This window comes from Streptomyces beihaiensis (assembly GCF_026274175.1).
Classification (GTDB): domain Bacteria; phylum Actinomycetota; class Actinomycetes; order Streptomycetales; family Streptomycetaceae; genus Streptomyces; species Streptomyces beihaiensis.
The window spans coordinates 1-12,695 of the sequence record NZ_JAPHNL010000085.1; the positions used below are offsets into that span (position 1 = coordinate 1).

General features: G+C 74.6%; 9 protein-coding genes and 1 pseudogene. 2 read left to right on the plus strand and 8 right to left on the minus strand.

The genetic code is table 11. The annotated features are described in order from the left end of the window. From OFY01_RS10050 to OFY01_RS10085, 8 genes and pseudogenes are all read right to left on the minus strand, one after another. Nucleotides 1-2,278 (minus strand): annotated as a pseudogene (locus OFY01_RS10050) (hypothetical protein); the annotation flags it as partial. Between the two features lie 70 nt (nucleotides 2,279-2,348). Continuing rightward, complete coding sequence (locus OFY01_RS10055; RefSeq protein ID WP_266598431.1) at nucleotides 2,349-3,242, minus strand: hypothetical protein; 894 nt, start codon at nucleotides 3,240-3,242, stop codon at nucleotides 2,349-2,351. A gap of 97 nt (nucleotides 3,243-3,339) precedes the next feature. Next, the gene (locus OFY01_RS10060) at nucleotides 3,340-4,866 is read right to left on the minus strand and encodes a hypothetical protein (RefSeq protein WP_266598433.1); all 1,527 of its coding nucleotides are present in this window, start codon (nucleotides 4,864-4,866) and stop codon (nucleotides 3,340-3,342) included. Between the two features lie 113 nt (nucleotides 4,867-4,979). Continuing rightward, the gene (locus tag OFY01_RS10065) at nucleotides 4,980-5,861 is read right to left on the minus strand and encodes an SGNH/GDSL hydrolase family protein (protein WP_266598435.1); all 882 of its coding nucleotides are present in this window, start codon (nucleotides 5,859-5,861) and stop codon (nucleotides 4,980-4,982) included. After that, on the minus strand, nucleotides 5,858-7,180 hold the full coding sequence (locus OFY01_RS10070; protein WP_266598437.1) for a glycosyltransferase: 1,323 nt from the start codon (nucleotides 7,178-7,180) through the stop codon (nucleotides 5,858-5,860). The genes OFY01_RS10065 and OFY01_RS10070 overlap by 4 nt, the downstream gene beginning before the upstream one ends. Next, nucleotides 7,177-8,301: a glycosyltransferase family 4 protein gene (locus OFY01_RS10075; RefSeq protein WP_266598439.1), complete on the minus strand. Its 1,125-nt coding sequence runs from the start codon at nucleotides 8,299-8,301 to the stop codon at nucleotides 7,177-7,179. Before OFY01_RS10075 ends, OFY01_RS10070 begins: the two co-directional genes overlap by 4 nt. A 172-nt stretch (nucleotides 8,302-8,473) precedes the next feature. Beyond that, a complete protein-coding gene (locus tag OFY01_RS10080) occupies nucleotides 8,474-9,892 on the minus strand; it encodes a HEAT repeat domain-containing protein (protein ID WP_266598441.1) in 1,419 nt (472 codons plus the stop codon). Between the two features lie 277 nt (nucleotides 9,893-10,169). Further along, a complete protein-coding gene (locus OFY01_RS10085; RefSeq protein WP_266598443.1) occupies nucleotides 10,170-10,562 on the minus strand; it encodes an ankyrin repeat domain-containing protein in 393 nt (130 codons plus the stop codon). A 288-nt stretch (nucleotides 10,563-10,850) separates the two neighbouring features. Between OFY01_RS10085 and OFY01_RS10090 the strand changes: the two genes are divergently transcribed. Beyond that, nucleotides 10,851-11,045: a hypothetical protein gene (locus OFY01_RS10090; RefSeq protein ID WP_266598445.1), complete on the plus strand. Its 195-nt coding sequence runs from the start codon at nucleotides 10,851-10,853 to the stop codon at nucleotides 11,043-11,045. 37 nt (nucleotides 11,046-11,082) lie between these two features. Beyond that, entirely contained in the window at nucleotides 11,083-12,669 is a 1,587-nt protein-coding gene (locus OFY01_RS10095; RefSeq protein ID WP_266598447.1) for a hypothetical protein, read from the plus strand. The last annotated feature ends 26 nt before the right edge of the window (nucleotides 12,670-12,695 follow it).

The window sequence follows — 12,695 nt, forward strand, 5'->3', positions numbered from 1 at the left end:
GGGCCGCCCCGGCGAGCACTTCACGCGCGCGTGCGTGGGAGGCGGGGTCGGTGATGACGACACCGTCGACGAGTTCGGGGCGGGCGGCGAGCACGCGCGCGTGGTCGGCCGGATCGACGGCCTGGGCGAGGTAGCGCCAGCCGGGCAGGGCCGGGATGCCGTGTTCGCCGAGGAACTCGACGGTGGCCAGCACGTCGGGCCCCGGCGGCAGGAGTCCGCCGTCGCCGAGGGCGCCGAGGATGCGGGCGTCGTCGGCGGCCGCGGTGCGCAGGTCGAAGAGCTGGCGCTCCGCGGTGGCGACGGAGTCGTCGAGGAGTGTCTTGAGATCGTCGGCCGCGCGGTCGAGTTCATCCGTGGTCAGCGGGGAGTCGGCGGGCTCGTCCTCGCCGTTCTCCGGCTGGACGGCCGGCTCCGCCCCCGGTGCCGGCCGGGCTGCCACGACGCCGAGGAGTTCGGCGAGGCGCTCCTCGGCGGCCAGGGCCCCGGCGGCCCGCTCCTCCGCCTGATGGGCCTGGAGCGCGGCGCGCGCGGCGTCGGCGGCGCGCGCGGCGGTCAGCTCGCCGCGGGATTCCGCGGCGGCGGCCTCGCGGGCCAGTTCGGTGGCGCGGCGTGCGGCCTCGCGGGCGGTGTCCCAGGCGGCGACGGCGGTCTTCTCCGCGTCGTTGGCGGCCAGCGCGGCGCGGGCGGGGTCGGTGTCCGGGGAGCTGTCGTCGATCCAGCCCGCGCGGACCGCCTCGGCGGTCTCCTGCTCGACCTCGTCGAGCCGCTGACGCAGGTGACCCAGCTCGCTGCGGGCGCGCTGTGCCTCGGTGGCGGCGGTGGTCGCGTCGGCGTGGGCGCGTTCGCCCGCCGCCTGGAGGACGGCGGAGCGCTCCTCCTCCTCGTTGGCGTGCTGCTCGGCCTTCTCGGCGGCGCTGTGCAGGGCGCGGACGAGTTCGGCGGCGGCCTTGGCACGGGCGGCGAGCGCCGGGGCCGCGTCGCGCTCCGCCTCCCGGATGGCGTCGGCCACGCGCGCGGAGCGGTCGGCGGCGGCGCGGTGGCGCAGGACGGCCTCGGCGGCCTGCCAGGCGGCGTACAGGGTGCGGGCGTCGGCCAGTTCGCGCTTCTGCGCGGCGGCGGCCTTCTCCGCCCCGGCGAGCGCCAGGGAGGCGTGCCGGTAGGCCAGCTCGGCGGAGATCAGCGCGCTGCGCTCCCGCGCGGTCTCCGCCTCGGCGACGGTGCGGGCGGCGGCGGTGACCTGCCGGGCGAGCTCGGCGGCGCGGCCGCGCTCCACCGCGGCGCGAGCGGAAAGACGGCGGGCGAGCGTGCGGGTGCGGCGTTCGGCGGCGGCGTGGATGTCACGCGCGCGTGCCCGTGCGTCGGCCGCCTCGACGATCCGGGTGAGCAGGTCGACGGAGCCCGCTGTGAAGTCCCGCTCGGCGATCATCTCGGCGCGGCGGCCGAGTTTGTTGCCGAAGCCGCCGACCAGGTCGGCGAGGCCGTCGGTGTCCCTGGTGTCGGTGACGGCGCGCAGCAGCAGGTCCGTGAAGTCGGAGTCCTTCTTGACGGCGAAGAGGCCGGCGGCCTCGCCCTCGTCGGCGTTCATCTCCCGCTGGTAACGGAAGAGTTCGGGGTCGAGGCCCAGCTCCCCCAGGTGCTCGTTCCACCGGTCGTGGATCTCCTCCCAGTGCACTTCCAGGTGCGGGTATGCCTTGTGGGCCTCGGTGAGCGCGTCCCGGAAGCCCTTCATGGTGCGGCGCCGCCCCCGCGCACCGGAAGCGCCCTCGGTGGCCGGGCGCACGGCGGATGCCTCGGCCACCGGCAGCGAGTCCAGGCTCATGCCGGGGCCGGGACGCAGCGAGTACCACGCCTCCGCGAACTTGCGCGGGTCGTTGGAGACCTGGCGTCCGCGCCACTCGCTCACCTTGCCGACCACCACGCACTCGCCGGTGCGCGTGTGCTGCCATTCCAGGGCGACGTGTCCGCAGTCGTCGGCCAGCAGGAACTTGCGCAGCACGCCGGAGCTGGCGCCGCCGAGCGTGTTGCGGTGGCCCGGCAGCATCACCGAGAAGATCAGCTTCAGCAGGACGGACTTGCCGCCCCCGTTCTCCAGGAAGAGCACGCCCGCGGGTGCGGGGCGGCGCGGCGGTCCGACGGGCTCGTCCTCGAAGAACTCCGCCTGGGCGGGCGCGGGGGCGGGCACGGGCTCGCCGACGCCACGCAGGTCGAGCACCGTGTCGGCGTAGCGCGCACCGGCGGGCCCGATGGAGTAGAGGCGAATCCGGGACAGCTCGTACATGGCGGACTCTCGTGGTAGGTGCGGAAGTTGAGCGGGCGGCTTCGGCAGGGGGCAGCGGCGGCGGTGACGGTCAGGAGTGGAACGGCAGTCCGGCGTCGGCGACCAGTTCGCCGCCGTCCTCGTCCATCGGCGGCGCGAGGCTCGCCGATCCGTCGGACACGGGAACCACACCGAGATCGAGGAGTTCGGCCATGGCGGCGCTCCCGGCCATGTCGCGTACCTGCAACTGGTAGCGGGCCGTGGTGCGGTAGGTGCCTCCGCCGTCGTCGCCGGTGCGCTGCAGGAACCCGGAGTCGGTGAGGAAGGCCACGGCCTTGCCGACGATCCCGGTGGTCGAACCGGCGAGTCTGCGCGCGTCCTTGGTGGCCCCGGTGGCGCTGCGGCGCGCCCAGATCCGCCAGGCCGCCTCCAGGCCGGGGGTGTCGGTGGCCGGGTCGGTGTTCTCGCCCTGTTCCTCGGCGCGTTCCTCGAGTCTGCGGCAGGCCTGGCGCACGAACGCGTCCACCCCGTTGACACTGACGCGGCCGATGTAGCCGTCGTCGGCGAGGTCCTCGGGGCGCGGGAAGGCGAGCGCGGCGACGGCGAGGTGGGCGAGGCCGTGCAGGAACCGGTCCGTGGCGTCGGTCGACGCACGCCGTGCGTAGTCGCCCATGCGGACGGCGAACAGGGAGTCCTCGGCTGCCGTCACGGCCATTCCCGCGCGCGGGGAGACCTCGAGGACGACGAGGCCGAGCCCGGTCGCGACGGCGTCGGCGAGCCGCGCGAACGGCGGGTCCTCGCGGTAGCGGCGGAGCAGTTCGGCGTACTCCTGGTCGCGGGAGGGCTGCAGCTTCGGCTGGAGTCCGAAGGACACCAGCCGTGCGGCGTCGGCGGCGTCCGCCGGGGTCAGGGGCGCCGCGGCCGTCGCCGGGACCGACGGGTCGGCCCCACCCCACTCGGCGTGCTCTTCGGGGTGCTCGGTCACGGTCGGTGCTCCTCGGTTGTTCGTGCGTGCGTGCCGACGCCGGTGCGCGTGCCGACGAGGGTGCGCGTGCCCGTGTCTGTACGGGTGCGGTCGTGCACTACGCCACCTCCGTCCGGCCCGCGGCCATGCCCGCCGCGTCGAGCAGGGCCGTGCCGACGATCAGGTCGGCGCCGCCGAACTCCGGGTCGTCGAGCTGTGTGCCGTCGTCGACGGCGAACAGCAGTTTCTCCTCGCCCTGCCGGTAGGCGGTGCCGACGGGCGGGCTCGCCGCGTGCACCGCGAGGAGAGCGACCAGGTAGGGAAGTTCGGGGTCACGGTCCCGGGCGTCGGCGAGCAGCCCGGACAGACGCCGGGGCGCGTCGGCCGGGAGGTCGAGCAGTTCGGCGGCGGCGGCGAGCTGTTCCTCGCTGAACCGGCTGTCGTCCGGGGTGGCGATGAGGTCGGGCTCGGGCATCTCGGCGCCGAGATGATCGCGTTCCACGGGCGGAGTGAGCAGTATGTCGACCAGGTCCGCGACGCGTACGCAGACGGGGGTGCGCAGTCCTGTGCCGCGTGCGAAGAACGCGTCGGTCACCCGGGTCGCGCTCTCGACGGGCAGCGGGAGCAGCGGTGCGACGAGCTGGCCGTACAGGTCGAGTCCCGCGCGCGCGGACGGCGCGGCGAAGGCCTGGCGGTCCTGCTCGGCGCGGAAGAGGGGGCCTGCCTCCAGCAGCCGCGACTGCAGTTGGGTGTGGCGGCGGATGCAGTCCTTGACGATGTCGACGAGTTCGGCGGCGCGGCGCTTCTGCTCGGGGTCCTCCGACTCGTCGCGCGCCTTGCGGATGTTGGTCAGGATCGCGTTCTCGTGCCGGTAGCGGTCGGCGACGTGGTCGAGCGCCTCGGCGATCATGTCGGGCACGGCACGCAGCCAGTCGACCGCGCGGACATTGCGCCGTGTGGCGTCCAGCGCCTTGCGCAGCGTCTCCGAGTACTGGACGGTCCGGTACCGGGCCTGCTCGGCGGCGAGCTGGGCGTCGGCGAGGCGGCCGCGGCTGATGAGGACCTCGAGCTTGACCTCGGCGGCGATCTGGGCGCTGGTGACGTCGGTGTCGAGGGCGCCCACCAGTACGTTGACCGCTTCGTCCGTCGTGCGCAGGTAGACGCTGCCGCCGTGGCCCGGGACCTCCTCGATCAGCTTGAAGTCGTAGTCGCGCCGGACATAGGAGCCGTCCGGCGCGAACGTGCCGTACACGGCGCGGAATCCGCGGTCCACGCTGCCGACGTTGATCAGGTTCTCCAGGACCCAGCGCGCCACGCGTTCGTGCTCGCCGGCCGGTCGCCGCGGGGCCTGCGCGGCGATGCGCGGTACGAGGCGGGCGACGATCTGCTCGTGGTCGGCGCCGGTGTCGAAGTCCATGTTGAGTGTGACCAGGTCGATCGCGGCGAGCGCGACCTCCGCCATCCCGTACGTGGAGTACTCTCCCGCCAGATTGGCCTTGCGCACGTCGAGGTCGTGCAGCGGCGCGGTGCAGGCCAGCGCGCGAAGACGGCGTGCGAGACCTTCGTCGGCGGCCGGCCCCGGTGCGGGGCGCGGCCCCGCGTTGAGCTGGGGCGGAGCGGAGTCCGTGGTGGCAGGCGAAGTCACGGAGCACAGAGTATGCGCTGGGTCTGACAACGGTCGAAACGGCGCAGATGGCCTCGGCGCCGCGGCCCGACGGACCGGTCCGGCCGCCGGTCCCGCCGCCGGTCCGGCGGCTGTTACCCGGCCGCCCCGGCCCTGACTCCGTCGTGGCGCGGCGGCGGGGGCGCGCAGAGCGACGAGAGCGCCTCCGCGGCCCCGGCGCAGGCCCGCAGGTCGAGTCGTGCGCCGGTGCCGCACAGGCCGTGCCGTACCTCGTTCGCGGCGAGCGCGAGCAGTTGGGGCAGCAGGTCGGTGCTGCGGCGCGCCACCCAGCCGGTGCCCGCGGTGGCCAGCCACCACAGTGCCGCGGAGCGCGTGGGGCCGGGTCGCTCCGGCTCTGTTCGGGGCGGCGGGCCGCAGGCGGCCCCCGCGGTGGTGAGCAGCGTGTGGAAGCGGGCGGCGAGAAGCCGGTGCCCGCGCTCCCCCGGGTGCAGACGGTCCGCGCTCCACAGGCGCCGGTCGGCCACCCAGGCGTCCTCGGCCATGTGCAGGTGGAGGGCGCCGTGCCGTTCGGACAGGGCGTGCACCACCGTGTTGACGGCGCGCTGGCGGCGGGCGAGCGGCCGGGCCAGGGCGCCGGGCAGGCCCAGCATCGCCCCGGGGTCCGGCAGGCATGCCGTGAGCAGCAGGGTGCCGCGGGCGGCGAACGCCTCGTACGTGGTGTCGAGCCGGGCGGCCACCGCGCGGATGTCGTAGCTCCGGCGCAGGGTGTCGTTGACGCCCACGACGACGGAGGCCAGGTGCGGGGCGAAGGCGAGCGCCTGGGGCAGTTGTTCCTTGAGGACGTCCGCGGTCCTGGCGCCCGACGCCGCGAAGTTGCGGAACTCCACCGGGACTTCGACGGGCGCGAGGCAGTCGGCCAGGATCGCCGCCCACCCGCGCAGGCCGCCGCCTTCGGCGGGGTCGCCGATGCCCTCGGTGAGGGAGTCGCCCAGCGCGGCGAACCGGAGCCCGTTCACGCCGTGTACCGGGCGTTCGGCGTGTGCGCCACGCGTGTCGCGGGCGCGAGGGGCGCGGGCCCCCCGCGCGCAGGCACGTCATGCGCACGTCGGTCGTACGCACGCGCGTCATGCGCACGCACGTCATGCGCAGGCACCTCGTGCGCGGCCAGGAACGCGGCCACCGCGGTGTCCCATCCGAAGCACCCGGCACGCGCGCGTGCCGCCTGCCTGCGCCGCCGTACCGGCCGCGCGAGGACCTCTCGCACGGCGGCGGCGAACGCCTCCGGGGCGTCAGCGGCGACGGCGCCCGCGGCTCCGACCACCTCCGGCAGCGCGGACGAGCCGCTGACGACGACCGGGGTGCCGCAGGCCAGCGCCTCAAGGGCGGCGAGTCCGAAGGTCTCCGCGGGCCCGGGAGCGAGGCACACGTCGGCGGTGGCCTGGAGCGTCGCCAGGGCGTCGCGGTCGGTGACGTGACCGAGGAACGAGACGGGCAGCCGACGCTCCCGCGCGCGCTGTTCGAGCCGGTCGCGCAGCGGACCGTCTCCGGCGACGACAAGCCGGGCCGGGACTCCGGCGCGGCGCAGCGACTCCATCGCGTCGATACCGGTGCCCGGCCGTTTCTCCACGGACAGGCGGGTGCACATCAGCAGCAGGATCTCGTCCTCGCGCGCGTGCCGTGCGCGGACGGCGGTGTCACGCAGTCCCGGGCGGCAGCGGACGAGGTCGACTCCGAGGGGCGCGCGCACCACGTTGCGGGCGCCGATGCGGAGGAACTCGCGCTCGGCCCACTTGGTGGTGCACACCACGCGCGCGTAGGTGTGCGCGGTACGGGTGTTGAGCGCGTCGGCGGCCTTGCGTGCCGCGCGTTCGGGCACCCCCCAGGTGCGCAGGACGCCGTGTGCGGTCTCGTGGGACACCATCACGGCGGGCACGCGCGCGTGCCGTGCCCATGCGCCGGTCCAGCGCAGTGTCGTACGGTCCGACACCTCGATGCGGTCGGGGCGCAGTTGTTCCAGCAGCCGTGCGACGTGGTGGCGCCGGGACAGGACCCGGTAGCCGCCGGTGCCCGGCAGTGGCGTTCCCGGCAGCGTGATGACGCGGCCCTGGTCGGTGTGCTCGTCCGAGGCCCGCTCCCCCGGCACGACGAGCACCGGTTCGTGGCCCGCCGCCAGGTATCCGGCGCCCAGCTCCCGCAGTGCGGTGCGCAGGCCGCCGGACGCCGGGGCGACGAAGTTCGCCAGCCGCACGATCCGCAGTGGCCGGCCCGCCTCCCCGTCGACGCCACGGCGGGGGCCACCGGCCGTGCGCCCGCTGTGCTGGTCGGCCCCGCTCATGCCGCCACCGCCGTTCGGGCGCGCAGCACCTCGGTGTAGTGCTCGACCAGTTGGTCGCCGACGGCTTCCCAGGTGCGGTCCGCCACGGCCGCCCGGCCGGCGGCGCCGTAGGCGGCGCGCAGCCCGGGATCGGCTGCGAGCGCCCGTACGGCGTCGTGCACCGTGTCCTGGTCGCCGGGCGGCACCAGCAGCCCCGTGGTGCCGTGCGCGACCAGGTCGAGCGGCCCCCCTGCCGCGGGGGCGATCACCGGCACTCCACTGGCCATGGCCTCCTGCACGGTCTGGCAGAAGGTCTCGTACGGGCCGGTGTGCGCGAAGACGTCGAGTGAGGCGAAGATCCGGGCGAGTTCGTCGCCGGTGCGGCGGCCGAGGAACACGGCGTCGGGCAGCGTGCCGCGCAGGGACGTCTCGCTGGGCCCGTCGCCGACCACGACCAGGCGGACGCCGGGCAGGCGCTGCACGCGCGCGAGGAGTTCCACGTGCTTCTCGGGCGCGAGCCGCCCCACGTAGCCGACGAGGAGTTCACCGCGGGGCGCGAGTTCGGCGCGCAGCAGGGCGTCGCGCCGCTCGGGCCGGAACCGGACGGTGTCGACGCCGCGCGGCCACAGCCGCACCCTGGGGACGCCGTGCGCCTCCAGGTCGCGCAGGGCGGCGGTGGAGGGGGCGAGGGTCCGGTCGGCGGCCGTGTGCACCCCGCGGATGCGCCGCCAGGCGGTGCCTTCGCCCGCCCCCATGTACGTACGGGCGTATCCGGCCAGGTCGGTCTGGTAGACGGCCACGGCGGGGACGCCGTGCCGGGCCGCGGCCGCCATGCCGCGCACGCCGAGCACGAACGGGCTGGCCAGGTGGACGATGTCGGCGCGGTGGGCGGCCACGGTCTGCGCCACGCGGCGGCTGGGCAGGGCGACGCGGACCTGTGGGTAGCCGGGCAGCGGGAGGGAGGGGACGCGGACGACCGGGCAGGGCGCGCCCGCGTCGGCCCCGGGACCGGCGGAGGTGGCCGGGGCGACGACGAGAGGGTCGTGGCCGCGTGCGGCGAGGTGCCGCGCGGTCTGCAGGGCGCAGTGCGCCACACCGTTGATGTCGGGCGGGAAGGACTCGGTCACGATGACGACACGCATACCGGTGTTGTCGCCGCGCCGGACGTGACCACGTCAACATGGATCTTTCGGGTCGTGGAACGTCCCGTGAGCGTTCGACGGGTGGGTCTCGCCCCGGAGAACGGCGGGCAACCAGGGCGAACGCCGGGAGGCGGCCGCCCCGCGGAGCAGCCGCCTCCCGTACATCGGTCGGTCACACGGCCGGCGCGTCGGGTCCGATCCGGCTGCGGACGGCGGTCTGCACCTCGGCCTCCTCCGCCGGGTCGGCGGCGAGGCGGCGCAGCTGTTCGACGACACGGCTGTCGCCGGTCTCCGCGTGGCGTGCGGCGACCTCGCGGGTGGACTCCTCGCAGTCCCACAGGCATTCGACGGCGAAGCCGGAGGCGAAGGAGGCGTCGGTGGCGGCGAGGGCCCGCGCGGCATGGCCGCGCAGATGCGACGACGCGGTCTCTCGGTAGATGTGGCGCAGTACGGGGGCGGCGCAGGCGATGCCCAGGCGGCCCGCCCCGTCGACGAGCTGCCACAGAGTCGGGCCGTCGGGGCCGTCGGCCCGGACGGAGTCGCGCAGGGCGGCCAGGACGGCGTCGCGGTCGCGGGTGCCGCCGCGGCAGGCGAGGACGCGGGCCGCGGCGGCGCCGAGCGCGTCGGGCCTGCCCGCCCACTGCCGGGCGCGTTCCACGGCGGCGACGCTGCGCATCCGCTCGAAGACGTCGACGGCGGCGTCGACGACGGTGCGGGAGGGGCTGTCCACGGCGGCCTCGACGAGGTCGAGCGCCTGCGGATCGTGGGTGTCGGCGAGGTGGCGCAGTGCGGTGCAGCGTGCCCCGTCCGTCCCGGCACGCGCGGCGGCCAGGATCTCGGGGCGGTCCTCGGGTCCGGCTACGGCGGCCAGACATCGGGCGGCCGGGACGTAACGCGCGGCGCCGCGTTCGCTCCCCTCGTCGGCCCAGTCGAAGACCGCACGCACGCTCCATCCGGGGCGCGGGCCCGAGGGCCGCAGCTGCCGCTGCCAGCGGTCGAACGCCCCGGTTTCCTGGGCGGCACGCACGCGCGCCCCCACATGCGGGCGTGGGTCGTCGGCCCACAGCCGCCAGGGCCGGGGCTCGAAGGCGTCGCGGACGGCGGCGGCGAGCTCGGCCGAGCCCTCGGCGTCGGCCGGGAACCGCGCGAGCACGGGTTCGGCCAGGGCACGCAGGCTCGCGTCGTCGTCGCGCAGGGCGAGCTCGTCCAGGGCCCAGGCCCAGTTCCCGCCGAACGCCGCGTACCGGCGCAGCAGTTCCAGGGCGTCCCGCCGCCCGTAGGAGGCGAGGTGGCCGAGGACGGCGAGGGCGAGGCCCGTGCGGGACTCGTCGGTGTCGAGGAGGTCCTCGGGGGCGAACAGATGCCGCTCGATCTCCCCGAGCTCCCCGTGGAGGTCGAGGTAGAGACGGGCGTAGTACAGGGAGCGGTTCTCCACCTGCCAGTCGTGGCGGGGATCGCTCAGCACACACTGGTCGAGAGCAGCGAGCGCCTCGTGGCGCGGGGCCGTCAGCGCGTGCAGCGTGCCGTCGCCGCGGCCTCGCTGGAGCAGGCCGAGCAGCGTACCGCTGGGCGCTATGACCGGTTCGAACATGGGAAACAGCCTCACATCAAGCGTCGACGCAACCGGGGACCTGCCTTACCTGGCCACGCGACAACACGTCGGGACGCCCGCCGTTTCCTGCTTGCTGTAGACCATTTCTCTGCCTCTCGTCCAAGGCCCGAAGCCGGGCCGTTCACGGGCCGCGCGGCGCCTGGGCAGCGCCTGCCCCGCCATCGCGTCCGTAAATCACGCCGTCATGATGACCCAGTGGCTCCGTCCACCGCGACCACATTTCCCGCACCCCCGTCATACCTGGTCAACCCGGTGTTCAGGATTCCCCGAAAAGCCGCAGCAGCTCCTGCTTGCCGAACATCCGGGCCGTGTCGAGTGCCGACGGCGTGCCGGCGGCCGGATCGGCTCCGGCGGCGAGCAGGCCCTTGATCACGTCTTCCGCACCCTTGAACACGGCGCCGGCGAGCGGGGTCTGGCCCCGGTCGTTGGGCCGGTCGACGTCCGCGCCGCGTTCGGCCAGGGCGCGGACCGTGTCGGCGTGCCCGTGGTAAGCGGCGAGCATGACGAGCGTGTCGCCCCTGTCGTTCGTCAGGTTCGCCGGCACGCCCGCGTCCACGTACCCGGTGAGCGCCTCGGTCTCGCCGCGGCGCGCGAGGTCGAAGATCTTGCCGGCCAGCTCCACGACCTCGGGGTCGGGGGCTTCGCTCATCGGTCGAACCGCCTTTCGCATCCGTGCTGGTACGACGTGCCGCCGTACGAGTGAATCGACAGCGTACTGCCCGCCCGCGCACATGAGCGGCCGGTGCCGCGGCAAAGATCACGAAGACCCGAAGCACACGGAACGGCCGTCCCGGGGCACGCGGGGCGACTGACCAGCCGCCTTCCACTTGGGTGAAACAAACAAAATTCCACCCATTTGCACCTTTTGTCGTATAGATACATGCTGTGAGCCTGGAAGAACTCATGGTGACTGTCCCCATCAACCAGGAGAACTCTCATGATCCTGTCCATCTCGGGCGTCGTGCTGCTCGGCATCATCGTCTTCCTGTTCTTCCGCAAGGACGGCCTGAAGGCGTCGCACGCGCTGGTCTGCGCCCTGTTCGGCTTCTATCTGGCGGGCACGGCGATCGCCCCGAGCATCAAGGCGGGCGGGCAGAGCCTCGCCAGCCTGCTCGGCGGGATCAAGTTCTGACGGCCCGCACACCCGCACACACCCTCAGGAGACCGACGTGGCCAGGCGCCCTCTCCCCCGCATTCTGAGCAACGGCAGCGCCTCGATCGCCCGGAGCCGGGAAATGGCACGGACGGCCGCCGACGGCGCCACCGACGTCCTCCATCCGCTCATCACGATCACTCGTGGACTGCGCCGCCTCGCGACCACCGGGCGGCGCAGGTGGGCGGACACCCCGAAGGACCGGCGCGGCCCCATGCTGTTCATGGTGGCCGCGGTCGGCCTGGTCGTGGTGTTCATCCCCTACGGGCCGCTGCTGGCGTTCATCACGCTGATGGCGGCCGCCGGATGGAAGGGACGCGACCCCAAGCCGCCGGTGCGCACCGGACCCGACGACGCCCAGTTGGAGCGGCTGTCGTCGCTGTACGAGGCACTCGTCCCCTACTTCTCCGTCCCCGAGGACCCCAGTCCGCTGTACGCGCACGGCGGCGAGTGGGAGAAGGCATTCACCACCTTCGACTTCGACGGCGACGGGCGCGTCGACCGGATCGACATCCGCTACCCGGCGTACTTCGCCGACGGCGACGCCGACTCGCGCGCGCGTATCGAGCAACTGCTCCACGCCAAAATGGGCCGGGGCCGCGAATACCACTTCCAGTGGGACGAGGAGGGCAACCGGCTGACCGTGTCGGTGCTCGACCCGCTGCCCACCGGCATCGCCGCCCAGCACTTCGTGACCGCGCCCGGTGAGACCGTGCTCGGTTTCACCGACGACACCGGGGTGCAGCGCACGCTGCCCGTCCTCGACGGCGACGAACAGCGCGACATGCCGCCGGTCGTCTGGCGCACCGGGGCCCGCTCCACCGAGCCCCACCTCCTGATCGCCGGCCAGCCGGGCAGCGGCACCACCTCCCTGGTCCGCTCGATCGCCCTGCAGGCCCTGCAGCACCACGGCGACGTGCTCGTCGTCGAGGGCAGCGCCACCGGCGACTACGCGTGCCTGGTGGGTCGGCACGGCGTCCTGGCCGTGGAGTGCGGCCTCACGGGCGCCCTGGCCAGCCTCGAATGGGCCGCGCACGAGACGGAGCGGCGCCTCATCGCGGCCAACCGGGCACGGCAGGCCGGGCACCCCGCGCCCGACGACATCAAGCGCCCGCTGTGGATCCTGCTCGACCGGCCCGGCGCGCTCGGCCATGTCGCCGCCGCCGACGGCCGCAAGGATCCTCAGTCGCTGCTCCAGGTGCCGCTGCGGCACGGCAGGGCGGCCGGTGTCACGGTCGTCGTGGCCGAGCAGTTCGACAGCCTCGACGCGCTGATCGACCCGGTGCGCCAGCACACCCGCGCGCGCGTGGTGCTCGGCCCGGCCACGCCCGACGAGCTCCGCGACGTGCTGGGCACCCTGCCGCGGACGACCCCCACCACCGAGATCCCACCCGGTCGCGGCTACGCCCGCCTGGGCACCGGGGCCGTGCACCGCCTCCAGGTGCCCGCCACCCCCGACCCGTACGACGACGCGACGAGCGAGACCCACCGCAAGGCGGTGCTCGCGCTGCTCCCCGAGCGGGAGACACCCGCCGACGACGACACGGCCGCCATCGAAATGGTTCCGGCCGAGGACGAGGCGGAGGCGCTGGCCGAGCGGTGAAGGCCGGGGCGGGGCCGCGCTCGCAC

Coding starts and splice junctions, on each gene's coding strand:
- OFY01_RS10070 (WP_266598437.1), bottom strand. CDS start 7,180: ATGAGCGGGGCCGACCAGCACAGCGGGCGCACGGCCGGTGGCCCCCGC.
- OFY01_RS10090 (WP_266598445.1), top strand. CDS start 10,851: ATGATCCTGTCCATCTCGGGCGTCGTGCTGCTCGGCATCATCGTCTTC.
- OFY01_RS10085 (WP_266598443.1), bottom strand. CDS start 10,562: ATGAGCGAAGCCCCCGACCCCGAGGTCGTGGAGCTGGCCGGCAAGATC.
- OFY01_RS10075 (WP_266598439.1), bottom strand. CDS start 8,301: ATGCGTGTCGTCATCGTGACCGAGTCCTTCCCGCCCGACATCAACGGT.
- OFY01_RS10080 (WP_266598441.1), bottom strand. CDS start 9,892: ATGTTCGAACCGGTCATAGCGCCCAGCGGTACGCTGCTCGGCCTGCTC.